This window comes from Piscinibacter sp. XHJ-5, assembly GCF_029855045.1.
Classification (GTDB): domain Bacteria; phylum Pseudomonadota; class Gammaproteobacteria; order Burkholderiales; family Burkholderiaceae_C; genus Albitalea.
This window is the reverse complement of the sequence record NZ_CP123228.1, coordinates 349,709-374,410: the sequence shown is the minus strand read 5'-3', so window position 1 is coordinate 374,410 and position 24,702 is coordinate 349,709. Positions and strand designations below refer to the sequence as shown.

Annotated in this window: 26 protein-coding genes and 1 tRNA gene; 10 read left to right on the top strand and 17 right to left on the bottom strand. The window is 69.5% G+C overall.

Annotation, left to right across the window (positions count from 1 at the left end; translation table 11 throughout):
* Positions 1 to 25 precede the first annotated feature (25 nt).
* Both P7V53_RS01795 and P7V53_RS01790 read left to right on the top strand, forming a co-directional pair.
* Positions 26 to 646, top strand: coding sequence for a LysE family transporter (locus P7V53_RS01795; protein WP_280153767.1), 621 nt, complete (start codon positions 26 to 28; stop codon positions 644 to 646).
* Positions 647 to 668: 22 nt separating this feature from the next.
* On the top strand, positions 669 to 1,976 hold the full coding sequence (locus P7V53_RS01790; protein ID WP_280153766.1) for a D-amino acid dehydrogenase: 1,308 nt from the start codon (positions 669 to 671) through the stop codon (positions 1,974 to 1,976).
* Here the strand turns inward: P7V53_RS01790 and P7V53_RS01785 are convergent, their stop codons facing one another.
* The 3 genes from P7V53_RS01785 to P7V53_RS01775 all read right to left on the bottom strand — a co-directional run bounded on the left by P7V53_RS01785 (position 1,977) and on the right by P7V53_RS01775 (position 3,870).
* The gene (locus P7V53_RS01785; protein WP_280153765.1) at positions 1,977 to 2,447 is read right to left on the bottom strand and encodes a tetratricopeptide repeat protein; all 471 of its coding nucleotides are present in this window, start codon (positions 2,445 to 2,447) and stop codon (positions 1,977 to 1,979) included. It abuts the gene before it with no gap.
* A gap of 107 nt (positions 2,448 to 2,554) precedes the next feature.
* On the bottom strand, positions 2,555 to 3,301 hold the full coding sequence (locus P7V53_RS01780; RefSeq protein WP_280153764.1) for an anti-sigma factor: 747 nt from the start codon (positions 3,299 to 3,301) through the stop codon (positions 2,555 to 2,557).
* Entirely contained in the window at positions 3,298 to 3,870 is a 573-nt protein-coding gene (locus P7V53_RS01775) for a sigma-70 family RNA polymerase sigma factor (RefSeq protein WP_280153763.1), read from the bottom strand. The genes P7V53_RS01780 and P7V53_RS01775 overlap by 4 nt, the downstream gene beginning before the upstream one ends.
* 100 nt (positions 3,871 to 3,970) lie before the next feature.
* On the opposite strand from P7V53_RS01775, the gene P7V53_RS01770 reads away from it, so the two are divergent.
* Entirely contained in the window at positions 3,971 to 5,251 is a 1,281-nt protein-coding gene (locus P7V53_RS01770) for an Hsp70 family protein (protein ID WP_280153762.1), read from the top strand.
* On the opposite strand, the gene P7V53_RS01765 is transcribed toward P7V53_RS01770, so the two are convergent.
* Both P7V53_RS01765 and P7V53_RS01760 read right to left on the bottom strand, forming a co-directional pair.
* Complete coding sequence (locus tag P7V53_RS01765) at positions 5,248 to 5,910, bottom strand: YecA family protein (RefSeq protein WP_280153761.1); 663 nt, start codon at positions 5,908 to 5,910, stop codon at positions 5,248 to 5,250. The two genes, P7V53_RS01770 and P7V53_RS01765, sit on opposite strands and share 4 nt — an antisense overlap.
* Before the next feature lie 416 nt (positions 5,911 to 6,326).
* Positions 6,327 to 6,740 (bottom strand): PaaI family thioesterase, encoded by a 414-nt coding sequence (locus tag P7V53_RS01760; RefSeq protein ID WP_280153760.1) that lies wholly within the window; start codon positions 6,738 to 6,740, stop codon positions 6,327 to 6,329.
* A gap of 177 nt (positions 6,741 to 6,917) precedes the next feature.
* On the opposite strand from P7V53_RS01760, the gene P7V53_RS01755 reads away from it, so the two are divergent.
* Complete coding sequence (locus tag P7V53_RS01755; protein ID WP_280156409.1) at positions 6,918 to 7,694, top strand: transporter substrate-binding domain-containing protein; 777 nt, start codon at positions 6,918 to 6,920, stop codon at positions 7,692 to 7,694.
* A gap of 1 nt (position 7,695) precedes the next feature.
* On the opposite strand, the gene P7V53_RS01750 is transcribed toward P7V53_RS01755, so the two are convergent.
* Positions 7,696 to 8,664 carry a LysR family transcriptional regulator gene (locus P7V53_RS01750; protein ID WP_280153759.1) on the bottom strand — a complete coding sequence of 323 codons (969 nt, stop codon included), beginning with the start codon at positions 8,662 to 8,664 and terminating at the stop codon, positions 7,696 to 7,698.
* Between the two features lie 100 nt (positions 8,665 to 8,764).
* Between P7V53_RS01750 and P7V53_RS01745 the strand changes: the two genes are divergently transcribed.
* Entirely contained in the window at positions 8,765 to 10,285 is a 1,521-nt protein-coding gene (locus P7V53_RS01745) for a CoA-acylating methylmalonate-semialdehyde dehydrogenase (protein ID WP_280153758.1), read from the top strand.
* 80 nt (positions 10,286 to 10,365) lie between these two features.
* Here the strand turns inward: P7V53_RS01745 and P7V53_RS01740 are convergent, their stop codons facing one another.
* The gene (locus tag P7V53_RS01740) at positions 10,366 to 10,710 is read right to left on the bottom strand and encodes a hypothetical protein (protein ID WP_280153756.1); all 345 of its coding nucleotides are present in this window, start codon (positions 10,708 to 10,710) and stop codon (positions 10,366 to 10,368) included.
* Here P7V53_RS01740 and P7V53_RS01735 point away from each other — a divergent pair.
* On the top strand, positions 10,709 to 12,343 hold the full coding sequence (locus P7V53_RS01735; protein WP_280153755.1) for a GGDEF domain-containing protein: 1,635 nt from the start codon (positions 10,709 to 10,711) through the stop codon (positions 12,341 to 12,343). The two genes, P7V53_RS01740 and P7V53_RS01735, sit on opposite strands and share 2 nt — an antisense overlap.
* Before the next feature lie 73 nt (positions 12,344 to 12,416).
* Here the strand turns inward: P7V53_RS01735 and P7V53_RS01730 are convergent, their stop codons facing one another.
* The 4 genes from P7V53_RS01730 to P7V53_RS01715 all read right to left on the bottom strand — a co-directional run bounded on the left by P7V53_RS01730 (position 12,417) and on the right by P7V53_RS01715 (position 16,284).
* Positions 12,417 to 13,448 (bottom strand): type II asparaginase, encoded by a 1,032-nt coding sequence (locus P7V53_RS01730; protein ID WP_280156408.1) that lies wholly within the window; start codon positions 13,446 to 13,448, stop codon positions 12,417 to 12,419.
* A 169-nt stretch (positions 13,449 to 13,617) separates the two neighbouring features.
* Positions 13,618 to 14,445 (bottom strand): ABC transporter permease, encoded by an 828-nt coding sequence (locus P7V53_RS01725; protein WP_280153754.1) that lies wholly within the window; start codon positions 14,443 to 14,445, stop codon positions 13,618 to 13,620.
* A gap of 4 nt (positions 14,446 to 14,449) precedes the next feature.
* Complete coding sequence (locus P7V53_RS01720) at positions 14,450 to 15,259, bottom strand: ABC transporter ATP-binding protein (RefSeq protein WP_280153753.1); 810 nt, start codon at positions 15,257 to 15,259, stop codon at positions 14,450 to 14,452.
* Entirely contained in the window at positions 15,259 to 16,284 is a 1,026-nt protein-coding gene (locus tag P7V53_RS01715; protein ID WP_280153752.1) for an ABC transporter substrate-binding protein, read from the bottom strand. Before P7V53_RS01715 ends, P7V53_RS01720 begins: the two co-directional genes overlap by 1 nt.
* An 82-nt stretch (positions 16,285 to 16,366) precedes the next feature.
* On the opposite strand from P7V53_RS01715, the gene P7V53_RS01710 reads away from it, so the two are divergent.
* Genes P7V53_RS01710 through P7V53_RS01700 form a run of 3 tightly spaced genes read left to right on the top strand, consistent with a single transcriptional unit; the run spans position 16,367 to position 19,438 of the window.
* Positions 16,367 to 17,698 (top strand): serine protease, encoded by a 1,332-nt coding sequence (locus tag P7V53_RS01710; protein ID WP_280153751.1) that lies wholly within the window; start codon positions 16,367 to 16,369, stop codon positions 17,696 to 17,698.
* The gene (locus tag P7V53_RS01705) at positions 17,695 to 18,690 is read left to right on the top strand and encodes an FHA domain-containing protein (RefSeq protein WP_280153750.1); all 996 of its coding nucleotides are present in this window, start codon (positions 17,695 to 17,697) and stop codon (positions 18,688 to 18,690) included. Before P7V53_RS01710 ends, P7V53_RS01705 begins: the two co-directional genes overlap by 4 nt.
* Positions 18,680 to 19,438 (top strand): SDR family oxidoreductase, encoded by a 759-nt coding sequence (locus P7V53_RS01700; protein ID WP_280153749.1) that lies wholly within the window; start codon positions 18,680 to 18,682, stop codon positions 19,436 to 19,438. The genes P7V53_RS01705 and P7V53_RS01700 overlap by 11 nt, the downstream gene beginning before the upstream one ends.
* Position 19,439: 1 nt before the next feature.
* Here P7V53_RS01700 and P7V53_RS01695 read toward each other — a convergent pair whose 3' ends face one another.
* Both P7V53_RS01695 and P7V53_RS01690 read right to left on the bottom strand, forming a co-directional pair.
* Positions 19,440 to 20,378, bottom strand: a complete 939-nt coding sequence (locus P7V53_RS01695; protein ID WP_280153748.1) for a septal ring lytic transglycosylase RlpA family protein — start codon at positions 20,376 to 20,378, stop codon at positions 19,440 to 19,442.
* A gap of 209 nt (positions 20,379 to 20,587) precedes the next feature.
* A tRNA-Arg gene (locus P7V53_RS01690) sits at positions 20,588 to 20,663 on the bottom strand.
* Positions 20,664 to 20,822: 159 nt separating this feature from the next.
* Here P7V53_RS01690 and P7V53_RS01685 point away from each other — a divergent pair.
* Positions 20,823 to 21,707 (top strand): c-type cytochrome, encoded by an 885-nt coding sequence (locus P7V53_RS01685; protein WP_280153747.1) that lies wholly within the window; start codon positions 20,823 to 20,825, stop codon positions 21,705 to 21,707.
* Between the two features lie 90 nt (positions 21,708 to 21,797).
* Here P7V53_RS01685 and P7V53_RS01680 read toward each other — a convergent pair whose 3' ends face one another.
* The 4 genes from P7V53_RS01680 to purU are packed head-to-tail and all read right to left on the bottom strand — an operon-like array spanning position 21,798 to position 24,670.
* Positions 21,798 to 22,358, bottom strand: coding sequence for a DUF2946 family protein (locus P7V53_RS01680; protein WP_280153746.1), 561 nt, complete (start codon positions 22,356 to 22,358; stop codon positions 21,798 to 21,800).
* Between the two features lie 13 nt (positions 22,359 to 22,371).
* Positions 22,372 to 23,343, bottom strand: coding sequence for an alpha/beta fold hydrolase (locus P7V53_RS01675; RefSeq protein WP_280153745.1), 972 nt, complete (start codon positions 23,341 to 23,343; stop codon positions 22,372 to 22,374).
* Positions 23,343 to 23,789, bottom strand: coding sequence for a nuclear transport factor 2 family protein (locus P7V53_RS01670; protein WP_280153744.1), 447 nt, complete (start codon positions 23,787 to 23,789; stop codon positions 23,343 to 23,345). The genes P7V53_RS01675 and P7V53_RS01670 overlap by 1 nt, the downstream gene beginning before the upstream one ends.
* A complete protein-coding gene (gene purU / locus P7V53_RS01665; protein ID WP_280153743.1) occupies positions 23,786 to 24,670 on the bottom strand; it encodes a formyltetrahydrofolate deformylase in 885 nt (294 codons plus the stop codon). Before purU ends, P7V53_RS01670 begins: the two co-directional genes overlap by 4 nt.
* Between the last annotated feature and the right edge of the window lie 32 nt (positions 24,671 to 24,702).

Genomic DNA, 24,702 nt, shown 5'->3' with positions numbered 1-24,702 from the left:
CCGGCTTGCGCAGAATCGCCGGACCATGAGCATGCTGTCCGCCGCATTCGCCCAGGGCTGGCTGATGACCGCCGGCCTCATCGTGGCCATCGGCGCGCAGAATGCGCTCGTGCTGCGGCAAGGCCTGGCGCGCTCGCATGTGGCCGCCGTGGTCGCGCTGTGCACGGCATCGGATTGGCTGCTGATCGCGCTGGGCGTGTTCGGGCTCGGCGCCTGGATCCAGTCCTCCCCGGCCACCCTCGAGCTCTTCCGGTATGGCGGCGCCGCCTTCCTGCTGTCGTACGGCCTGCGCTCCGCAATCCGCGCCTGGCGTCCGGCCGGCGACGCGCTGCGCACCCGCGGTGCCGCGGGCAGCCTCGCGTCGACGCTGGGCGCCACGCTGGCGCTGACCTACCTCAACCCGCACGTGTACCTGGACACCGTCGTGCTGCTCGGCAGCGTGGGCGCACAGCAGCCCGGGGCTGGCCGTGCGGCCTTCGCCGCCGGCGCGGGACTTGCGTCGCTGATGTGGTTCAGCACGCTCGGCTTCGGCGCAGCGGCGGCATCGCAGCTGCTTCGGCGTCCGGCCGCGTGGCGCGTCATCGACGCCAGCGTGGCGGGGGTGATGTTCGTCGTCGCCGCGCAGCTGCTTTCGAATCCGCTTTGAACACACCGAGAGTCTCCATCGCATGAACGTGATCGTCATGGGCGCCGGCATCATCGGCATCAGCACCGCCTGGCACCTGCTCGAGCAAGGCCACCGCGTGACGGTCATCGACCGCCAGCCCGATGCGGCGATGGAGACCAGCTTCGCCAACGGCGCGCAGATCTCGGTCAGCTTCTGCGAGCCCTGGGCGAACGCACAGGCGCCGTTCAAGGTGGCCAGGTGGCTGCTGCGCGACGACTCGCCGCTGCTGTTTCGCCCCCGCCTCGATCCGCATCAATGGCGCTGGGGTCTTGCGTTCCTCGCGCAGTGCAACGACGCTGCGTTCGAGCGCAACGTGGCACAGCTCGTCGCGCTGGGCCGCTACAGCCACGAGACACTGAAGGGCATGGTCGCGCAGACCGGCATCGAGTACCAGCGCCTCGAGCGCGGCATCCTGCATTTCTTCTCGAGCCAGCAGGAGCTCGATGCCGGCGCCGCAGGCGCCGAGCTGATGCGCCGTCATGGCGTCGACCGGCGCGTGCTGTCGCGCGAGGAAGTGCTGAAGGTCGAGCCTGCGCTGCGGCACTTCGCCGACCGCATCTTCGGCGGCACCTTCACGGCCAGCGATGAATCAGGCGACGCGCGCGTGTTCACCCAAGCGCTGGCCCGGCGCTGCGCGCAGCAGGGCGCCACCTTCCTCTACGGCCACGATGTGCTCGGCTTCGAAACGGGCGGCCGCCTGCTCGACGCCGTGCAGGTGCGCGAGCGCGCCAGCGGCCGCGTGGCGGTGCTGAAGGCCGACGCCTATGTGGCGGCGATGGGCAGCTTCACCGCGCCGCTGCTGCGGCCGCTGGGAATCCGCCTGCCCATCTATCCGGCCAAGGGCTATTCGGCCACGATGAAGCTGAAGCGCCCGCAGGATGCGAGCGTGGTCAGCATGATCGACGACGCCCGCAAGATCGCCATCAGCCGGCTGGGCGATCACATCCGCGTCGCGGGCACCGCCGAGATGGCCGGCTACGACGCCTCCATCGACAGCCGCACCTCGCGCCGCCGCTGCGCGGCGCTGGTTGCTCGCTACGAGGAGCTGTTCCCGGGCGTGGCCGACACGAGCGAGCCGAACTTCTGGGCGGGCCTGCGGCCCAGCACGCCGAGCAACATCCCGATCATCGGCCGCAGCCGTGTGCACAACCTCTGGATCAACGCGGGCCACGGCACGCTGGGCTGGACCCATGGCGCGGGCTCCGGCCGGGCGCTGGCCGAGCTGATGGCGGGACGGCGTCCGCGCATCGGCTTCGGCTTCCATGGCGAAGCGGGCCCGGCACCGCAGCCGCGGATGGCGGCGGCCTGATCAGTCCTTGGCGGCGTACTTGTTGCCGTTGGCCTTGTAGGCGGCGATCGCCTTCTTCAGGTCGGTGTACTCCTCGCACGGGAGGCGGCAGATCTTGTCGAGCGCGGCCAATCGCTCCTCGGCCTTCGGCAGGTCGCCCTTGATCAGGTACAGCTCGCCCGAATACTCCAGCGCGCCGCGGTGCTTGGGATCGATGCGCAGCGCTTCGCTGTAGTACTTCTCGGCGCCTTCGTAGTCGGGCGTCTTGGCCTTGCGCAGGCTGTAGCCCATCAGGTTGTTCCAGTCGGCGCTGCCGGTGTCGTTGATCTTCTTCAGCTCGTCGATCGCGCCGCGCCACTGCTTGGCGGCGATCTGCGCGCGCACCGGCGACAGCTTGTCGTTGGCGACGGGCTCGGTGTCGGCGGCGTACGCGGCGTGGAAGGTGAAAGCCAGCGCACCGGCGGCAAGGATGCGGGAGAGAGTGGACGTCATGGTGGTTCCTCAGGTTGCAGACACCGACGGGATGCGGTGTCTTGGGCCGACTTACGAAGGACGGGACGGCCTGGACGCCGATGCCGCGCAAGAAACTCGAAAAGCGCTCACCACAATTTCACGCAGTGGCCGGCAAGCACCGGATCGACCGCTGGCTTGTCGCCCGGCTGCGCGGGCGCAGCCTGCAGTGTCACCACCAGCCGCGGAACGTTGGAGAACAGCTTCTCCGAGGTGTCGGGCATCGTCAATGTGATGGAGCCCCTCGCCGGCAGCGGCGGCAACGCCGCCACCGGGAACGGATCGCCGTCCTTGGTGACCGCCCAGAGCTGCGCGATCTGGCCGGCCGGCACGGCCACCGGCTGCAGCACCTTCACGGTGAGCTGCCTGCCGTGGCGGCGCGAGTTGGCCAGCAAGCTGGGCTTGCCGGCGGTGTCCAGCAGCAGGCCGACGTAGCTCGCGGGCAACGCGTCGGTCTGGGTCTCGAGCCCGATCAGCCCCGGCTGCACTCGCAGCACGACCGCGCACAGCAGCACGCCGGCGAGGGCGCCGGCAAGGGTCTTCGCGGAGAGGAGGTTCCACAGCCATTGCAGGGGACGGGCCGGCGCGGGCGCAGCGTCCCTGGCGCCGGGAAAGAGCCGGTGCTCCAGCCCCTGCCAGACGCCTTCGCGCGGCTGCAGGGGCGGCACACCGGCGGCCAGCACGCTGAAGCGCTCCTGCCAGGCGCTCACCGCCAGCATCGCGGCGGGTGTCTGGCGCAGCAGCCGCTCGAAGCGCCGTCGCGCCGCGCCGGTCAGCGTGCCCAGGACGTACTCCCGCGCGAGACGGTCGAGCCGCTCGGGCTGCAGGTAGTTCATGCCGCGACTCCCGCCGCCTCGAGACAGCTCTTCAGCTTGTCCAGGCCGCGCCGGACCCAGGCCTTCGCGGTGCCCAGCGGTGCGTTCAGCGCCTCGGCGATGTCGGTGTGAACCATGCCGCGGTAATACGCGAGCGCCAGCGCCTGACGCTGCGAGGCGTTGAGCTCGCCCATGCAGCGATCGATCTTGACCTTCAGCAGGCTGTCGTCCAGCAGTTGCTGCGGCTGCAGCGAATCGTCGGCGGCCACGTCCATGCCTTCGTCGTCCAGCGCCACGGTGGCGCTGCGCTCGGTCTTGCCCGAACGCACGGCGTCGATCGCCTTGTTGCGGACGATGTTGATGAGCCAGGTCATCGGGGAGGCGACCGCGGGGTTGTACCCGGCGGCGTTGTGCCAGACGTTCATGAAAGCTTCCTGCAGCACCTCTTCGGCGCGGTCGCGGTTGTTCAATATACGGAACGCGACGCCCAAAAGATGCGCACAGGTGGCGCGGTACAGCCGCTCGAAGGCGACACGGTCGCGCAGCGCCACGCGCGACATGAGTTGCGGCAGGTCTTCGGCGGCGGACATGGGTGACCTCCCCTCGACAGTTCGGCGCAGAGTATGCCGCGCGCGTGGACAGGAACCTACAATCGCGCCCCCCTGCATTGGCCTTGCGAAGAGGGTTTCCATGTACTGCGCGATCGACTTCGGCACCTCCAACTCCGCGATCGCGATTCCGGCCGGCGCCACGCAGATGCAGCTCGTCGAACTGGAGCCCGGGCAGCGCACCATGCCCACCGCGGTGTTCTATTTCGCCGACGGCGCTCATCGCCCGGAACCGCCTCGGGCCTTCGGCCGCGCCGCCGTGGCGGCCTATGTCGACGGCATTGACGGGCGCCTGATGCGCTCGATGAAGAGCATCCTCGGCTCCAGCCTGGTCGACCAGACCACCGACGTCGGCGGCGGACGCGGCGTGAAGTACCTCGATGTCATCGCCGGCTACCTGCGCCACCTGAAGGCCAAGGCCGAAGGGCAGGCCGCCGCGCCCATACGCCGGGCCATCCTCGGGCGACCGGTGTTCTTCGTCGACGACGATCCCGCGCGCGACGCGCAGGCGCAGGCGGCGCTCGAGTCGGCGGCACGCTCTGTCGGCTTCGACGAGCTGCAGTTCCAGTACGAGCCGATCGCCGCTGCGTTCGACCACGAGCGCCACGTGCAGCGCGAAGAGATCGTGCTGGTCGCCGATATCGGCGGCGGCACGTCCGACTTCTCCGTCGTGCGCGTCGGCCCGCAGCGTGCGCCGCGCCCCGACCGCAAGGACGACATCCTCGCCAACCATGGCGTGCACATCGCCGGCACCGACTTCGACCGGCGCATCGAGCTGGCCGGCATCCTGCGCGAGCTCGGCTATGGCGCCTACGGCCCCAGCATCAACGGCGCCCCGGCGCGCGAAGTGCCCAGCGGCGTGTACTTCGATCTCGCCACGTGGCATCTCATCAACACGGTGTACACGCCGCAGCGTGTCGCCGAGCTGCGCCAGATGAAGGTGTTCTACGCCGACCCGCTGCACCACCAGCGGCTGATGACGGTCGTCACCGAGCGCCTCGGGCACGAGCTGGCGGCGCGGGCCGAGCAGGCGAAGATCGAGGTGGCCGACGGCGGCGACACGGTCATCGACCTGGGCCATGTCGAGCGCGGTCTGCGAGTACCCCTCACCGAGCGCGCTGCCGTGCAGGCCATCGAGGCGGACCTGTCGCGCATCGTGGATGCGGCCCGCGCCACCGCGGCACAGGCCGGAATCGCGCCGGAGCGCATCGCGACGCTTTACTTCACCGGCGGCTCGACCGGCCTGCGGCTGCTCGCCACGCGCATCGCCGCGGCGTTTCCGGCGGCGCGGCCGGTGCGCGGCGATCGCTTCGCCAGCGTCGCCACGGGACTCGGCCTGCACGCACAGCGCTGGTTCGGCTAGCGGCGCGGCCGCGGAGGCGGTCGGCGCGGGCCCGGCCGCGCCGCAACCGCGAGCGGACGGCCGACGTCGGCGAGCAACAGGGTCGCGCGCACCAGCTCCTCGACCGCTTCGGTCAGATCGGTGGGCGGCTCGAGCAATTCGATCGCGGCCAGCAGATCGTCGGCATCTTCCAGATCGTCGGGATCGAGGTGGCGATACAGCAAGGCGAGCGGTTCCGTCAACGCAGCGGCGTCGTGCTGCATCAACGCCGGGAAGAGCTCCATCGCGGTGGCGAATCCCGCCACCCAGGGATACACCGCATCGACTTCGGGCGGCGCCTGGTCCTCGTCGGCGGGCGCATCGTGGCCGTCGCCGGCGAGCTCGAACACCCACGGATCGAACCATTGCCGCCGCCCGATCGCCTGGTCAAGCTCGGCATGGCGGCGCCGCGCCAGCACTTGCAGCCGCGACGCATCGAAGCGCGGCGGAAGGGCTCGGCCGTCGGCATCCGTGACATGCGGCAGCCAGCGCGATTCGGGCACCCGCTGCGGCTGCACCAGCACGCCGCAAAGGAAGCCATCGAGCATGCTCACGTCGAGGGGCTCGAGCGGCGCCGGCACGCTGTCGAGCAGCCGTTGCAGCTCGTCGAGCTCGCCCTCGTCGAGAGGGCGAACCTCCACGCCCGGGGATGACGCTGGCGGACGAGGGCGCGACGAGTGAGGCATCGCAGGATTGTCGTGGACATACGCTTGCCACAATTCGTTGCCCCAGTTCTCCCTCGTATTGGGGATATCCCTCCTCCAGGCCGCCCCCTACAGTCCCCCCATCGCTGTCACACGGGGTTCAGAGCCCACGCGTCAAGGTCGCAACACCCGCAAGAGAAGAAGAACCCATCACAGGGTGCCCGACCGAGCAACCGTCCCAACGACGTCCTTTTTTGAGGACTTGACACAGCCCACCTGCCAACGCGGGTGGGCTTTTTTTTTGGCCTGACTTGGTGAGGCCAAAGCATGCCCATGGGTGACAGCACCCCAACCCCTGCGGGAGGGGCTCCAGCTTGATGGACGAGCCGGCTTGGGGCCGGCTGATTTCCGCCCTAGCTGAGGATCATCTGGGTGCAGCGGAAGAGTGCGATCTTTTTCCCCTGCGGGCCGAACACGGTGGCGGACCAGATATGCGTGGTGCGGCCGAGGTGTTCACCGACTGCCTCGCAGCGGATCACGCCTTCCTTGGCCGTGCCCAGAAAGTTGCTCTTCAGCTCGATGGTGGTGAAGTTCTTCGCACCGTCCGGCAAATGCGCGACGGTGGCGTAGCCGGCGCAGGTGTCGGCCAGCAGGATCACGCTGGCCGCATGCAGGTAGCCGTTGGGGGCGTGCATCCACGGCTGCAGTTCCATTTCGGCGCAAACGCGACCTTCGGCCACTTCGGTCACGCGCAAGCCGTAGCGGTCGGGCAGGCTGCCGGCCTGGAACGAATTGAAATACTGCGCGGTGGCTTGCGGTCTGAGCATGGGAGGTCTCCGGCGATGGCATCGTGAGCATAGCCAACCGCGGGCCGTGATGCCCTGCACACGCTTGCTGCCGCGGCGAGGCGAGCACCGACTTGTCGAGCCGTCACCGGCGTCCCACAATCGGCAGCCGACGCGGTGCACGACGTCCGCGCAATCGGGAGTGGCAGTTTGAAGCGAATGTTGTGGGCGGTTGCGCTGCTCGTGCTGGCATGGATGCCGGCGCAGGCCTCGCCGCTGGAGGTGCGTGCCTGCGGGGGCGCCAACGAATGGCCGCCCTCTTCCTACTTCCTGCGCCGCGATGGGCGTGTGACCGGCGACGTCGCCGGCTTCTCTCCGGATGTGCTCGCCGCGGCCCTGCAGGGCAGCCGGTTCAAGGCCGAGGTGACGCTGCTGCCGTTCGCACGCTGCCTCGCGGAAGCGCGCGCCGGACAGCAGATGCACATCGTGATGGCCGCGTTCCACAACGCCCAGCGCACGCAGTCGTTTCTCTACAGCGAGTCCTACCTGGCGCTCGTGCCGAGGGTGTACTTCCTTGCAGCCGAGTGGCCGAAGGGCCTGGCGCTGTCGTCCCTGAACGACCTCGGCGCCTATCGGCTGTGCGGGCTCAACGGCATCAGCTACGCCCACCTCGGCCCGGTGGCCGACAAGGTCTACACCGGCGCCGCCGACTACGCCGCACTGGTGCGCATGCTGCAGGCGCGCCGGTGCGACGCTTTCGTGGAGGGCCAGGAGGTGATCAACGGCTTCCGGCTGCTGGGAACGCCCGAGTTGAGTGGCGCGCTGCTGGCGAGCGCCGCGCTGCCGGAAGTGAAGCCGCTGCGGATCCACTTCATCGTGTCGCGCCAGTACGAACATGCGCAGCCCTTGATCAACGCCATCAACGGGGGCCTCGCCCGGCTGCAGCGGGAGCAGCGCCTGCCGGCGATGCTGCAGAGGCACCAGGCCGCGCCGTGACTCAGAAACCCGCGGCCAGTTGCTCGCGCAGATGCTCCACCAGCACCTGCACGGCGCGCGGGGTGACCGGGCTCCATGGCCGGATGGCGTAGACCGCGTCGCCGAAGAATCCCACCGGGCGCCAGCCGGGGAGCACCTCTCGCAGCCGTCCCGCGCGCACTGCCGCGCCGGCGCTGAAGTCGGGGACCTGCGCGATGCCCAGGCCCGACAGCACGGCGTCGCGCAGGAGCTCGGAGTTGTTGGCGCGCAGCGGCCCCTGCACCGCGACGCTGACCCGCTCGGGCTCGCGCGCGCCGCGCGCGCGCTCGCGTTGCTCGAACCACCACATCGCCGGCCCGCTGCGCAGGTAGGCCAGGCAGTCGTGGGTCGCCAGGTCGGAAGGATGCTCGGGCATGCCGCGGCGCCGCAGGTAGCTTGCGCCGGCCACGAGCAGCGTGCGCGTCTCGCAGAGCTTCCAGGCGACGTGGTTGTCGGGCGGCGCGCTGGTGTGCCGCACCGCCAGATCGAAGCCTTCGTGCGCCAGGTTGGCGACGCGGTCGGAAAGCTCCAGCTCGACGCGCACCTCCGGATGGCGGCGGAAGAACGTTTCCAGCGTGGGCGCGATCTGCTGTCGGCCGAGCGCCACGGGTGCCGACACCCGCACCAGTCCGCGCGGCTGACCGGCGAGGTCGCGCACGCCGCCCAGGCTGCGCGCGATGTGGGCGAATGACTCGACCGTGTCGTCGACCAGGCGCTGGCCAGCGTCGGTGAGCCGCACCGAGCGCGTGGTGCGCTGCACCAGCGTCAGTCCGACGACTCGCTCCAGCTCGGCGATGCGCTGGCTGACAGCCGCCTTGCTGAGCGTGAGCCGCTGCGCCGCCTGCGTGAAGCTGCCCGTCTGCGCGATGACGGTCAGCAGGTGGATGTGCGGCCACAGCAGCTCGGCGCGCTCGGCGGAGGATCGGTTTGTACGATTTCGGTCGGTGGGCATTGTTCGCACCCGTGAACAATGAAATCAGTGTAGGCGGATTGGCAGCCCGGGGTCGGCAGCCTAGACTGGATGAAACACCCGCTCTGACAGGAGACACACGATGGGCGCCCCCGAATCCTTCACTGCCACGACCGAAGTCGGCCACTACATCGGCGGCCGCGTCGTTCCCAGCACCGGCGGGCGCCGCCAGCCGGTCTACAACCCGGCCCACGGCACGGTCGCGCGCCAGGTGGCGCTGGGCACTGCCGACGAGGCGGCGGCCGCCGTCGCGGCGGCCAAGGCGGCCTTCCCTGCCTGGGCCGACACGCCGCCGATCCGCCGCGCGCGCATCCTGAACAACTTCCTTGCGCTGCTGAACCAGCACAAGGACACGCTCGCCGCCATGATCACCGCCGAACACGGCAAGGTGTTCACCGATGCGCAGGGCGAGGTGACGCGCGGCATCGACATCGTCGAGTTCGCCTGCGGCGTGCCGCAGCTGCTGAAGGGCGACTACACCGACCAGGTCTCCACCGGCATCGACAACTGGACGCTGCGCCAGCCGCTGGGCGTCGTGGCCGGCATCACGCCGTTCAATTTCCCGTGCATGGTTCCGTGCTGGATGTTCCCGCTGGCGCTGGCCTGCGGCAACACTTTCGTGCTCAAGCCGAGCGAGCGCGACCCATCGGCCTCGCTGTTCATGGCCGAGCTGCTGAAGCAGGCCGGCCTGCCCGATGGCGTGTTCAACGTCGTGCAGGGCGACAAGATCGTCGTCGATGCCCTGCTGACGCACCCCGACGTGAAGGCGCTCAGCTTCGTCGGATCGACACCGATCGCGCAGTACATCTACGAGACCGGCGCGCACCACGGCAAGCGCGTGCAGGCGCTGGGCGGCGCCAAGAACCACATGGTGGTGATGCCCGATGCCGACCTCGAACAGGCCGTCGACGCCCTGGTGGGCGCCGCCTACGGCTCGGCCGGAGAGCGATGCATGGCGATCAGCGTGGCGGTGCTGGTGGGCGACGTGGGCGATCGCATCATGCCGATGCTGGCCGAGCGTGCGAAGACGCTGAAGATCAAGAACGGCATGGAGCTCGACGCCGAAATGGGCCCCATCGTGACCCGCCAGGCGCTGGAGCGCATCGAGGGCTACATCGGTGTCGGCGTCCAGGAAGGCGCCACGCTGGTCGTCGATGGCCGCGGGCTCAAGGTGCAGGGCCACGAGGAGGGCTTCTTCACCGGCGGCACGCTGTTCGACCACGTGAAGCCCGACATGCGCATCTACCGCGAGGAAATCTTCGGGCCGGTGCTGTCATGCGTGCGCGCTCACGACTTTGCCGAAGCGGTGCAGCTCGTCAACGACCACGAGTTCGGAAATGGCGTCGCGTGCTACACGCGCGACGGCCACATTGCACGTGAATTCGCGCGCCGCATCCAGGTGGGCATGGTCGGCATCAACGTGCCGATCCCGGTGCCCATGGCCTGGCATGGCTTCGGCGGCTGGAAGCGCAGCCTCTTCGGCGACATGCACGCTTACGGCGAAGAGGGCGTGCGCTTCTACACGAAGCAGAAATCGATCATGCAGCGCTGGCCGGAAAGCACGGCCAAGGGTGCCGAGTTCGCCATGCCGACCGCGAAGTAACCGGTCTGGCGGAGGGTCGCAAGCCACCGGATCTTCTGGCGGTGGCGAGGCGGGGCGAGACCGGTCCGGAGCGACTGGGTCTAGCCGACGACGAGTTCGCCCTCGACCCACTGGAAGAGGCACCACTTGCCGCCGGACGCGCGCTTGAGCTCGTCTTCGGTGAGCTCCCGCGGTGCAGGCGGGGGCTCAGCCTGTTCGTCACGCATACCGACGCTTTCTTCGGTCAAGTTCATCGCATCTCCCACGCCGCACGGCGGATGGGAAGCACCATAGCCGCGGCATGGCGGCATTCGCCGATGACCATTCGTCGCGAGGACGTCGAAAAAATTGGTGTAGCGACGGGGCCCAAGTTCCGACATCTCGCCCGGCTGGCGCATGATCGCGAAGTCGCCGTTTTCCAGCCCATTGCGCTCGCCGCGCCACATGCAGACACCGCCAGCCGACTCCCGCTCCTCCCTTGCCGACCTTCTGCAGGCCGCGCGCGCAGCGCGCGACGCATCGTCGCTGACCGAAGGCCGGCAGCTCGCGGAGCGAGCGTGGGCGCTGGCGCTGCAGTCGGGATCCGAGGACCAGCGCGCCGAGGCCGGTCACCTGCTGTGCCTGTTCAACTACCGCCTCGGCGCTCTCGCCGCCCTGCTCGACATCGGCGATGAGGTCCTGGGCGCGCTGGCTGCGCCGGCCCGGCGCGCGACCCGCATCGACCTGCTGCGCTGGATGACGCTCGCCGGCTGCGAGACCGGCCGCTTCGATCGCGCGATGCAGCACGCCAACGAGGCCTGCACGCTGGCGCACGACATCGGCGACCAGCGCCAGCTCGCGCTGTCGCTGACGGCCCTCGGCGCCTGCTTCGAGCGCATGGGCGATCCCTGGCAGGCCGAGCGCCTGATGGACGATGCCCTGCGCGTGGCGCACGAGGTGGGCGATCCCTTCGCGCAGCTGGTGACGCTGAACAACCTGTGCGCGGTGTGCACCGGCGCGTTCTACGTGCTGCGCGGCGGCGACGAGCCGGCGGAGGCGATCGCCGCACTGAGGCGGGCGCTCGTGCACGCACGCGAGGCCCATTCGCTGCTGCATCAGTTCGACGATCCCTTCTTTGCGGTCTTCGTCGAGGGCAACCTCGGCGAGGTGCTGCTGCACCTGGGCAACACGCAGGAGGCGCGCACGCTGCTCGACGGCGCCCTGCAGCGCGGTCTGGAGCACGGCTACGAGGCGCAGGTCTGGCGCATCCGCTGCTCCATCTGCGAGCTGATGCTGGCCCAGGGACAGGCCAGCGAGGCGCATGGCGCGCTGAACGGACTGCTGCACGACATGGCCGGCGCCGACCCGCGTTCGACCCTCATCCGCGTCCACCACGCGCTGTACCGCGCCAGCCGCGACCTCGGCCTCATCGAAGAGGCACTCGCCCACTTCGAGCAGCACGATCGCCTCGAGCGCAGGCGCGCCACCAGCCAGCTGAAGGCGCAGTCGCAGCTCTTCGTCACGCGGGTCGAGGCCGAGCAGGCCCGCGTGCAGGCGGAACGGGCGCGGCGCGAAGCGCAGCTCGAACGCTCGCGCGCCGCGGGCTTTCGCGCCGACGCGCAGCGTGACCAGCTCACCGGCCTGGGCAACCGGCGCCACCTGGACGAGCGGATGCCGCTTCTGCTGCATGCGGCGCGCTCGCAGGGCCTGCCGCTCACCGTGGCGCTCATCGATCTCGACCACTTCAAGCAGATCAACGACCGCTTCGGCCACGCCGTCGGCGACAAGGTCCTGGTCGAGATGGCGCACCAGTTGCGCGAGAACACCCGCAGCAGCGACGTGCTGGCGCGCATCGGCGGCGAGGAGTTCCTGGTGGTGTTCGCGGACATGCCGGAAGCGCAGGCCGTCGAGGTCTGCCAGCGCCTGCGCGCGCGTGTCGCCGCCCACGACTGGGCTACACTCGCGCCCGGCCTGCAGGTCACGCTGAGCGTGGGCATCGCCCACGCGCCGCCCTACGACATCGCGACGCTGTTCGACCAGGCCGACCGCGCGATGTACCGCGCCAAGCAAGGTGGCCGAAACCGCGTCGCGGTGGCATAGCCGGCGCAGGCGCAGGGGCCGACTCCTCAAGCGGCTGCCGCGGATCCGGCTGCGCCGGTCCACCGGGGGGTGGTCAGTACTCCCAGAAGATGCGCTGCAGCTCGGCGGTGCTGTTGGTCTTGCCGAGCGCAAGCGCGGCGAGGATCTTCGCCTTCTGCGGATTCAGGTCGTGGGCGACGACCCAGTCGTACTTGTCGTCGGGCTGCTCCGAGTTGCGGATCACGAAGCCGTCGGCGATGCGCGAGGCGCGGATCACGTGGATGCCCGATGAGCGCACGCGCCGCAGCGTCTCGACCGCGTAGTCGGGCACGGAGCCGTTGCCGGTGCCGGCATGAATGACGGCCTTCGCGCCCGCCTTCACCGCCGCGTCGTACAGCGTGGGCGCCATGTTGCCGTAGCCATAGACGATGTGCACCTCGGGCAGGCTCTGCAGCGTGTCGATGTCGAACTCCGACTGCGTCGTGTGGCGCTTCACCGGTGCTCGGAACCAGTAGGCCTGGTTCTCCACCACCATGCCGAGCGGCCCCCAGGCGCTGGCGAAGGCGCTGGTCTTGATGTTGATGCGCTTGGCGGCGTCCCGGCCGGTCAGGATGTCGTCGTTCATCGCCACCAGCACGCCCTTGCCGCGCGCGCTCGGCGTGCCGGCCAGCACGACGGCGTTGTAGAGGTTCAGCATGCCGTCGGCCGACATCGCCGTGCCGGGGCGCATGGATCCCACCAGCACGATCGGCTTCTCGGTGCGGATCACCAGGTTCAGGAAGAAGGAGGTCTCTTCCAGCGTGTCGGTGCCGTGGGTGATCACCACGCCGTCGACCCCGGGGTCCTTCACCAGCGCCGAGACGCGCTTGCCGAGCTGCAGCAGCTTCTCGTTGGTGAAGCTTTCCGAGGCGATCTGGAAAGCCTGTTCGCCGCGCACATTGGCGACGTTGCTCAGCTCCGGGATGCCGGCGATCAGCTTGTCCACCGGCACCTTGGCCGCCTGGTAGGTGGCGCTGTTGGCCGAGGTTGCGCCGGCGCCGGCGATGGTGCCGCCGGTGGCGACGATGACGACATTGGGCTTGGCAGCGGAGGTGGCTGCCGGCGTCTGGGCGCATGCCGTGGCCATGGCGACGAAGCCGATCGTCGCGCCGCGAGCGAGCAGCTGGATGAGGTCTTTCAAGAACGAGTCTCCTGGGTGGTTGTGAGGCCGCGCAATGCTAGGGGCCAAGCCCGTCCGGCGGAAATGCCGGTTGTGGATCAACCCATTCTCGAAACTCATACCGGCGCCTGCCGCGCTACAGCTTCTCCGTCTCCCCGGCGCGCGGCTGCCACTTCATCAAGCGTCTCTCCACCTGCCCGACGATCGCGTCGAGCAGCAGCGCGAACAAGGTCAGCACGAGGATGCCGGCCATCACGGTGTTGATGTCGAAGCTGCCCTCGGCCTGCAGGATGAGGTAGCCCACGCCTTGCGCCGACCCCAGGTATTCGCCCACGACTGCTCCGACGAAGGCCAGCCCGACCGACGTGTGCAGCGAGCTGAACACCCAGCTGGTGGCGCTCGGAAGGTACACGTGGCGCAGCAGCTGGCGCTGGCTGGCGCCCAGCATGCGCGCGTTGGCCAGCACCACCGGGCTCACCTCCTTGACGCCCTGGTAGACGTTGAAGAAGACGACGAAGAACACGAGCGTGACGCCCAGCGCGACCTTGCTCGCGACGCCGAGCCCGAACCACACCGCGAAGATCGGCGCCAGGATGACGCGCGGCATCGAGTTCAGCGCCTTGATGTACGGATCGAAGATCGCCGCCGCCAGCGGGCTCAGGGCCAGCCAGAGCCCGCACGCCAGCCCCAGCGCGGTGCCGACGGCGAATGCGAGCACGGTCTCGAGCAGTGTGACCCCGAGGTGCCGGTATATGTCGGCGCCGGTGACGAACCAGCTCCAGATGCGGCCGAAGATCTTCAGCGGCTCGCCGAAGAAGAACGCCGCCTGCCGGTCGTCGGCGAACAGGAACGGCGGAATCAGCCCGGGTGTGGTCAGGAGGTGCCAGCCGACGAACACCAGCACGAGCACGGCGAGCTGCCAGGCGCGCAGGTTGCGGGGATGGGGCTTGATGAGGCTCCACATGGCGTCAGGCGGCCAGCTGCTGCTTGTAGCCCTTGAGCACTTCCTCGCGCAGCACATCCCAGATGGCCTGGTGGAGCTCGATGAAGCGTGGCGCGGTGCGCACCTCGGCGACGTCGCGCGGCCGCTCGAGGTCGACGCGGAATTCGCCGATGGGCCGCGACGCGGGCCCGGCGGACAGCACGATGACGCGGTCGCTCATCGCGATCGCCTCGTCGAGGTCGTGGGTGATGAAGAGCACCGCCTTCCTGCGGGCCGCCCACAGCTCCAGGACCTCGTTCTCCATCAGCTGGCGCGTCTGGATGTCGAGCGCCGAGAACGGCTCGTCCATCAGGATGATGTCGGGGTCCAGCGCCAGTGTTTGCGCCAGGCTCGTGCGCTTGCGCATGCCGCCGGACAGCTGGTGCGGATAGCGGTCCCCGAAGCCGCCCAGGCCGACGCGGCGCAGCCACTCCTCGGCCTGCGCGCGTGCTTTGGCGGCGCCGCGGAACTCGAGCCCCGCCATCACGTTCTGTGCCGCCGTCCGCCAGGGCATCAGGCTCTCGGCCTGGAACATGTACCCGGCGCGTGCGTTGACGCCGGCCAACGGCTGGCCGAACACCCGCACCTGTCCGCTGCTGGGGGTCAGCAGGCCGGCGGCCATGTTGAGCAAAGTGCTCTTGCCGCAGCCGGTGGGTCCCACGACGGACACGAACTCGCCGGGCGCGACGGTCAGCGTGACGTCGCGCACGGCGGTGTAGCGCTGGCCGGGGTCGTTCTTGGAGACGAAGGTGCAGGTGACGTCGTCGAGCGCCAGCGCGGGTTCGTGCGAAGCCATCAGGCCCTGGCGTGCTTCTGGTTGGCGCGCTTGACGAAGTCGTTCGTGAAGGCGGCCGCCGGATCGAATTTCACGCCCTTCAGAGATTCGTCGATGCTTTGCAAGGCACGGATGGCGGTGGCTGCGCCGGCCTCGGGGATCGTGCCATCGGGCGACAGCGCGCCTTTGCTGGCGAGGAAGGCATCGACATAGACCGCGCGGTCGCCGAGCAGGTAGCTCTCGGGCACGGCCTTGATGATGTCGCCTGCCCCGGCGGCCTGGATCCACTTGTCGGCGCGCACCAGCGCGTTGGCCAGCGCCTGCGTCGTCGCGGGGTTCTTGTCGATGAAGGCTTGCGGCGCATACAGGCAGCCCGCTGGCATGGGGCCGCCGAACACCTTGTCGGCCTCGGCGACGATGCGCGTGTCGGAGACGATCTTCAGGTCGCCGCTTCGCTGCAGCAGCGTGATCACCGGGTCGAGGTTGCTGATCGCGTCGATCTGGCCGGAGCGCATCGCCGCGACGGCCCCGTTGGCCGCGCCGACGCCGATGATGGAGACGTCGCTCGGCTTGAGTCCCGCCTTCGCGAGCACGAAGTTCGCCATCACGTTGGTCGACGAGCCCGGCGCGGTCACGCCGATCTTCTTGCCCTTGAGGTCGGCCACCGACTTGAAGTTCGGCATCGTCTTCGGATTGACGCCCAGCACGATCTGCGGCGCGCGGCCCTGCAGCACGAAGGCGCGCAGCCGCTGACCCTTGGCCTGCATGTTCAGCGTGTGCTCGAACGCGCCGGACACCACGTCCGCGCTGCCGCCGATCACCGCCTGCAGCGCGCGCGAGCCGCCGGCGAAATCGACGATGGTCGGCTCCAGCCCTTCTGCCTTGAAGTAGCCGAGGCTCTCGGCGATGGTCAGCGGCAGGTAGTACAGCAGGTTCTTGCCGCCCACCGCGATGGTCGGCTTGGGCTTCTCGAGCGCTTGCGCGCGCACCAGCGAAGGCAACGCCAGGCTGGCCGCGCCGGCCAGGACAAATCCGCGTCTGTGCATCGAGGCTCTCCGGAAGGAAGGGACCGACTGTACCGAGCGCGGAGTGCGGGGCTGCTGGGGCAAGTCCGTAGAATCGACCACGATGAGAATGCTTCGTTCGCTCGCGCTCGTCCTGGCGGGCATCCTCGCGCCGGCCGCCTGGGCCGCCAACGATCCAGCCGGGCCGGCCGAAGCCGCGAGCGCGCCGGCCGTCTCGCTGTCGGCGCGCAAGGTCTACGAGCAGGCACGCTCGCAGTTGCTGCAGATCCGCACGGTGCTCAAGGGGCGTGCCAGCCAGACCTCGGTCGGCTCGGGCTTCATCGTCTCGAAGGAAGGCCACATCGTCACCAACTTCCACGTGGTGAGCGAGGTGGCGCTGGAGCCGGGCACGCACGACCTCGTCTACGTGACCGCGGACGGCCGCGAGGCGCCGCTCACCATCCTGATGCTCGACGTGCTGCACGACCTGGCCCTGCTGAAGATCGCGCCGTCGAAGGATGCGCCGCCGCACCTCGATGCGCTCGGCTTTCGCCCGGCCAACCTCACGCTGGCGCAAGGCGAGCGCATGTACTCGCTGGGCAACCCGCTGGACGTCGGCTTCGCCGTCATCGAAGGCAACTACAACGGCCTCGTCGAGCGCAGCTTCTACCCGCAGATCTTCTTCTCGGGCTCGCTGTCGGCCGGCATGAGCGGAGGTCCCGCGCTCGACCAGGAAGGCCGCGTCATCGGCGTCAACGTGGCGCGCCGCGTCGACGGCGAGCAGGTGAGCTTTCTCGTGCCCGGCGCCTTCGCGGCGGCGCTGCTCGAGCGCGGCCGCAATGCGCCGCCGATGAAAGGCCCGGCACATGCCGAGATCACGCGCCAGCTGACGGAGCACCAGGCATTGCTCACCGAGCGCTTCGTGTCGCAGGGCTGGAAGACCGCGACGCACACGCGCTACAAGGTGCCGGTGCCGCCCGACCGCTTCATGCGCTGCTGGGGATCGACCGAGCAGTCGCGCACGGGCGGCCTGGACTTCGAGCGCTCCGACTGCGTGATGGACACGCGCATCTTCGTCGGCCAATACACCACCGGTGCGATCAGCGTGCGTCACGAGAGCTACGACGGCAGCAAGCTCGGCACGCTGCGCTTCGCCTCGCGCTATTCGCAGAGCTTTCGCAACGAAAGCTTCCGGCGCCTGCGCGGCGACCAGATGACCAAGCCGCAGTGCCACGAGAACTTCGTGCAGCGCGAAGGCCTGCCGCTGCGCGCCGTGGTGTGCCTGCGAGCCTACAAGAAGCTGCCGCAGCTCTACGACGTGGCGGTGCTCGTCGCCACGCTCGACCAGAACCAGGGCGGCGTCCAGGGACGCTTCGACGCGCAGGGCTTCAGCTTCGCCAACGCGATCAAGCTGAGCCAGCACTACCTCGAGGGCTACGGCCTGCACACCCCATGACCGCCTTGGCGCTGCTCGAAGTGCTGGACCGCGACGACCACGTGCGGTACTACCTGCCGGTGGCCGGCTGGCCCGTGACCGCCGGTCGGGCGCTCGACAACCACCTGGTGCTCGACGACCCGCACATCGCGGCTCAGCACTTCCGCATCGATGCCGACGAGGCCGGCGTGTTCGTGCAGGTCGGCGACACCGTCAACGGCCTGCGTGCCGACGGGCGACGGCATGGCGCCGGCGAGCGCATCCGGGTCGGCGCGGCGCCGCTGAGACTGGACGTCGGCGACTCGCACCTCTGCCTGCGGCTGGCCGAGCATCCCATCGCTGCGGAGCTGCCGCTGCGCACGCCGCGCAATGTCTGGCATGCGGTGGGGCCGACGCTCGCCGCCTTCGTGCTGGTGATGGCCGCCCTGCTGTTCGGCACCTGGCTGGACACCGATCCCGACGAGTGGACGCGCGCGATGGCCAGCACGCTGGTGGCGGTGCTGACGGCCGGTCTCGCGTGGTGCGCCGCCTGGTCGCTGGTCTCGAAGATCTTCACTCGTCGCAGTCACTTCTGGTGGCATGTGCGGGTGCTGCTGCTGGGCGTGCTCGCCATCGACGTGGCGGGCGCGGCGGCGCGGCTGCTCGCCTTTGCGCTGTCGTGGCCCGCCGCGAGCGACTTCTCGTTCGTGCCCACCTACGCCGTCGCCGCCGCGATGCTGTACTTCCATGCGCTGGGCGTCGAGCCACGCCAACCGGCGCGCATGCGACAGGTCGCCATCGGCATCTTCGTCGCGGGCGTGGGCTTGAGCATCTGGTTCAACTACCAGAATCGCGACCAGCTCGGCGAGGAGCTCTACATGAATCATCTGTTCCCGCCGGCGCTGCGCCTCGCACGCCCGGTCGACACGGCGCGCTTCGTCGGTGAGCTCGCGCCGCTGCAGGCCAGGCTCGACGCGAAGGCGAAGAAGCGCGACACCGGCAACAGCGACGAAGCCGCCAGCGATGAAGAGTGATCCCGTTCGCACGGCGCTGGTGACCGGCGGCAGTCGCGGCATCGGCGCGGCCGTCGCGTGGCTTTGTGCGCAACGCGGCTGGGCGGTGGCCGTGAACTGCACCCGCGACACGGCCGCGGCACAGGCCATGGTCGAGCGCATCCGCGGTGCCGGCGGCACGGCGCTGGCGATCCGGGCCGACGTGGCCGACGAGGCGCAGCTCCTGGCGATGTTCACGCGCATCGACGCCGAGCTGCCGCCGCTGGGCGCGCTGGTCAACAACGCCGGCATCGTCGATGTCGCCGCGCGTGTCGACGGCATGAGCGCGGCACGCCTGCAACGCATGTTCGCCGTCAACGTCGTCGGCAGCTTTCTCTGCGCGCGTGAAGCCGTGCGGCGCATGTCGACCCGCCACGGCGGCAGCGGCGGCGCCATCGTCAACGTGTCGTCGGCCGCGGCGCGCCTGGGCTCTCCTGCGCAGTACGTCGACTACGCCGCGAGCAAGGCGGCGATCGACACCTTCACCGTCGGCCTCGCCAAGGAAGTGGCGGCCGAAGGCATACGCGTCAACGCGGTGCGGCCGGGCATCATCGACACCGAGATCCATGGCTCCGGGGGCCAGCCCGACCGCGCCACCGAGCTCGCACCGCAGGTCCCGATGCAGCGCCCCGGACGAGCCGACGAGGTGGCCCAGGCCATCGTCTGGCTGCTGTCGGACGAGGCCAGCTACACGACTGGCGCGCTGCTCGACGTCGGCGGCGGACGCTAGCTCAGCGCCGCTCGACGATCACCGGCACCAGGTTCAGCGCTTCGCGCACGCGCGCAGCCGCTCCTTGCGCCTCGTCGCGGCTGCGATAGGGCCCGGCTTGCAGGCGGTACGAGCTCGACTCGCTGAACACCGCCAGCAGCGGAGCGAGCCAGTCCAGGTCGGCGATGACGCGCCGATGGAAGCCGTCGGCGCCTTCGCGCTGGCGGAAGACCCCGATCTGCACCCAGAAACCCGGGGCCGGCTTTGCCACCGTCGCCGCGGCGGCGATCGCCTCGTTGCCGCCCGACGGCGGTGTCTCCGCCTCCGAGGCCGCGGGCGGCGGCGCCGCCGCGACATCGGTGGCCGGACGCTCCGGCTCCGGCACCGCCCCGTTGCGCCGCCACGCCCCGGTGCGGATCTCGTCGAAGGTGATACGGGTCAGCTCGACCGGCGCCACGCCGTTGAGCACCCCCAGCTTCATCGCCGCGGTGTAGCTCAGGTCGATGACGCGGCCGCGGTGGAAGGGGCCCCGGTCGTTGACGCGCACGACCACCTCGCGCTTGTTGGCCGGGTTAATCACGCGCACATAGCTCGGAATCGGCAGGGTGGGATGCGCCGCCGTCATCGCGTACATGTTGTAGGGCTCGCCGCTGGCGGTCTTGCGTCCGTGGAATTTCTTGCCGTACCACGATGCCAAGCCACGCTCGGTGAACGGCCGGTCCTCGGTGATCGGCACGTAGTCGCGGCCCAGCATCTCGTACGGCTTGTTGGGCCCGCCATTGCGGATGGGCTCGACGCGGGGCTCGGCATCCGGCACGTTGGCGAGATCGGGCGGGACGCGGGCCTCCGCCCCGTCGCGCTCGCCCGCGGGCGCCGGGCCGGCACGCGGCGTGACCGCGGTCGTCGCCGATCCGGGAGGCCGGGACGGCGCCGAACCGCAGCCGGCCAGCAGTGCCAGCACGAGCCACAGGACAACCTGACACAACGAACGACGCCCACGGGACGCGATCAGCATGCGTTGGGGGCAGACCTGCTGCCGCGGGGCGGCCCGGTCCGGGGCTGTGGAAGTCGGCGAATGATACGCAGGGGCACCGGGGCTTCGGTCAGCGCGCAGCGACGCAAGCGCCTGGGGTGTGACCGATGACCACGAACGGCGCGATGGCCCGGAAGTGGCGCGCCCGGCTGGGATCGAACCAGCAACCCCTGCCTTCGGAGGGCAGTACTCTATCCATTGAGCTACGGGCGCGAAGCGCGGATTATCGCATCGCTCGATGCGGCCGGTCGGGCGTCAGGTTCGGTCAGCGACCGGCCCTCTATAATCGACAGGTTTTGCGTCGCCCGCCTCCCGGTGGGCTGCTTCATCTTTGCGCAACCCCCGCACGACCCCAGCGATACCGAGGACTCCATGAGCGAAGTCAACCACCCGCATGACGAAGCCGGCCCCCACCACGGCCCCATCCGGACCCCCAAGCAACTCGTCCTCGCGGTGTTCTTCGCCTTCGTCGTGCCCATCATCGCCATCATCCTGCTGGTGAGCTTCGTGGCCGCCGAGAAGCAATCGGCCGCCGGCAGCGACGCGCACACAGCAAAGGCCACGGACGAGCGCATCCGTCCGATCGGCTCGGTGCAGGTCAAGGACGTCTCCGATCCGTCGGCATTGAAGTCGGGCGACCAGGTCTACACCGCGGTTTGCGCCGCCTGCCACGCCACCGGCACGCTCAACGCGCCCAAGTTCGGCGATGCCGGCGCCTGGGGCCCGCGCATCACCCAAGGCTTCGACAAGCTGCTGACCAGCGCGCTCAAGGGCAAGGGCGCCATGCCCGCCCAGGGCGGCGGCGACTTCGCCGATCTCGAGATCGCGCGTGCGGTGGTCTACATGGCGAACCAGGGGGGCGCCAAGTTCGAAGAGCCGAAGGCGCCCGCAGCCGGCTCGGCCGCTGCCGCAGCGGCTCCCGCAGCACCTGCGACCACGACGGCAGCCGCTCCGGCGGCCGCCGCCACGCCGGCGCCCGCGGCCACCACGACGGCAGCACCGCAGGCCGCCGCGGCCACCGGTGCGGCGCCGGCGCTCTACACCCAGGCGTGCTCGGCCTGCCACATCGCCGGCGTCGCCGGTGCGCCCAAGGTGGGCGACAAGGCAGCCTGGGCGCCGCGCGTCGGCCAGGGCATCGACGCGCTGACGGCCAGCGTCATCAAGGGCAAGGGCGCCATGCCGCCCAAGGGTGGCACCACCGCCAGCGACGCCGACATCAAGACCGCCGTCAGCTACATGGTCAACGCTTCCAAGTAAGCGTCGCCCCTCGAACAAAAAGGCCGACCCTTGGTCGGCCTTTTTGTTGTCCGCGTCCGAGCAGCCCTCCGTGGCGCGACCTGCGTCTTCTCAGGGCGTCCGAGCGCCGCTGCGCGCCGGTGCACCCGTGGCGGCGGGACTGAGCTGATAGCCGTGCCGCGCCGGCAACTCCGCGAAGCGCGTATCGACCGGCTGCCAGAGGCCCCGCTCGACGGCGCGCGACGCAATCTCCATGTCGAGCGTGTGCACGATGCCGAAGCCCTGGTCGGTGTCGAGGAACAGCCGGCCGCCTTCATCGAGCCATGCCGTGTCCACGCGCGCCAGATGACCCGTGTGGCTGCGCACCACGATCTCCTCGTCCTGCTGCTGCAGCCGCCAGATCCACGGCGCCGCCTCGAGCTCCACGTAGACCCGCTGCGGGCCGTTCTGGAAGAACCAGCAGCCGGCCTCGTCGCCTGCATAGTTGCGCTGGATGAACTCGCGCAGCTTGTCATGCAGGATGCGGCTGCCCTTGACCTGCGGGAACGGCCCGGCCGCCTGCGTGCGGTCGTCGCGCATGTACCAGTCACCGCGAGCATCCAGCGCCAGCCAGCCGTAGCAGTGCGGTACGTTGGGCCACTTCTTCAGCGCCGCCTTGACGATCTCGTCCATGCCGCATGTTCGCTCAGAGGTGAGCCGCCATCCAAGCCATCACCCCTTGCGGCATCGCAAGTACGTGGCCGGGAAAGCTGCCGGCCGGAAAGCCGACATGGCCGCCGTGCGCCGGCTGCCACAGCGTCACCGGCGGCTTCGACTCGTGGGGCGGCGGCAGGCAATCGGCCGGCACGAAGGGATCGTTGCGTGCATTGAGCACCAGCGCCGGGATGCGGATGCGGTGCAGATGCGGCTTGGCCGAACCGCGGCTCCAGTAGTCGTCGGTGCCCGAGTAGCCGTGCAGCGGCGCGGTGAAGACGTCGTCGAACTCGTAGAGGTCGCGTGCCGCAAGCAGCCGGTCGCGATCGAACAGCCCCGGGTGCTGCGCCAGCTTGCGCAAGGCCTTCGGGATCATGGTGCGCAGAAACATGCGCGTGTAGACCAGCCGGTTGAAGCCGCGCCCGATGGCGCGGCCGCCGGCCGCCAGGTCGATCGGGGAGCAGACGGCCGCCACGGCGCACAGGGTCTGCGCCGCAGAGTCGCCGGCTTCCTGCGCCCAGCGCAGCAGCGCATTGCCGCCCAGAGAGACACCGACCGCGACCATGGTGCCCGCATGGCGCGCGCGCAGGCCGGCGAGCATCCAGCCGACCTCTTCGTAGTCGCCGGAGTGATAGGCCCGCGGCGCCAGGTTGATCTCGCCCGAGCAGCCGCGGAAGTGCGGGACGGCAAAGCGCCAGCCGTTCGCCCGCGACCAATGCGCGAAGGCCTGGGCGTAGTGACTTTGCGACGAGCCCTCGAGACCGTGGAATAGGACGAGCAGCGGAGCGTCGACCGACACGTCGGGCGTGCCCCAATCGACATCGATGAAGTCGCCGTCGGGCGTCGTCCAGCGCTCGCGCCGGAACGCCGGCGCCGAGCCCTCGAAGCGCCGCGCGAACAAGGCCGGCCAGATCGTCTGGGCGTTGCCGCCCGGCAGCCATGGCGGAGCCCGATAGCCTTCCATCAATGCAGCGTCGTCGCGGTCTCGATGACTTCCTGCAGCTCGCGCGGCGTGCCCGGGCTGGCGTGATGGCAGACCAGGCGCCAGCCTTGCGCGCCCTTCAGGTAGACGTTGGTTGCGATGACCCAGGCCGCCTGCGGCCCGTCGCTGCCCATCACCTGCACCCGCTCGAGCACGTTGTGCACGGCGCTCGAGTGGCTGAGCACGCGGCGCACTTTCTCGGGCTGGGCATCGACCGAACCGTTGGCGAAGAGCGTCTCGAAGCTGCCGCGGATGGCGGCGGCGCCGACCAGCCGCGGACCGCCCGGATGCACGCAGACGATGTCGTCGTCGTCGGACCACACGGCCATCAGCCGGTCGATGTCGCCGCGCTGCAGCGCTTCGTAGAACTGGGCTTCGATTTCGTCGGGACTGCCGAGCAGCGCCTGCGGCGGCTTGATGCGGGTCATGCGAACACCACCGTCTTGTGTCCGTTCATCAGCACGCGGTGCTGCACGTGCCAGCGCACGGCGCGCGCCAGGACCACGCTCTCGACGTCGCGGCCGACCGCGGTGATCTCGTCCGGGCCCAGCGAGTGGTCCACGCGCTCGACGTCCTGCTCGATGATCGGCCCTTCGTCGAGGTCGGCGGTCACGTAGTGCGCGGTCGCGCCGATCAGCTTCACGCCGCGGTCATGCGCCTGGTAGTACGGCTTGGCGCCCTTGAAGCTCGGCAGGAAGCTGTGGTGGATGTTGATCGCGCGGCCCCGCAGGTACGCGCAGAACTCGGGGCTGAGGATCTGCATGTAGCGTGCGAGCACGACCAGGTCGATGCGCGCGTCTTCGATCAGCGACTGGACCTGCAGCTCCTGCGCACGCTTGGCCTGCGCATCGGCGCCCGGCGCCAGCGGCAGGTGGTGGAACGCGATGCGATAGCTGGCGGCCAGCTCGGCGAAATCGGGATGGTTGGACACGATGGCCGCGACGTCAGCGTCGAGCTGACCGGAATGCGCGCGAAAGAGCAGGTCGTTGAGGCAGTGACCGTGCTTGCTGACCATCAGCATCAGCCGCGGCCGGCGCGCGAGCGCATGGAAGGTGGCGTCCATGCGGAATTGCTCGCGCACGTGGGTGAAGAGCTGCTCCAGCGTGCCCGGGCCGGCGAGATGCGGCGGCGCCTCGAAGTGCACCCGCATGAAGAACAGCCCCGTGCCACCCTCGCTTTGCACGTCACCGAACTGTTGCGAGTCGACGATGTTGCAGCCTGCCTGGTAGAGCAGTCCCGACACTGCATAGACGATGCCCTTGGTATCGGGACACGACAGCGTGAGGACGAACTCGTTGGGCGAGGGCATGGTGGCGATTGTACGAAGGGGGTTTCATAATC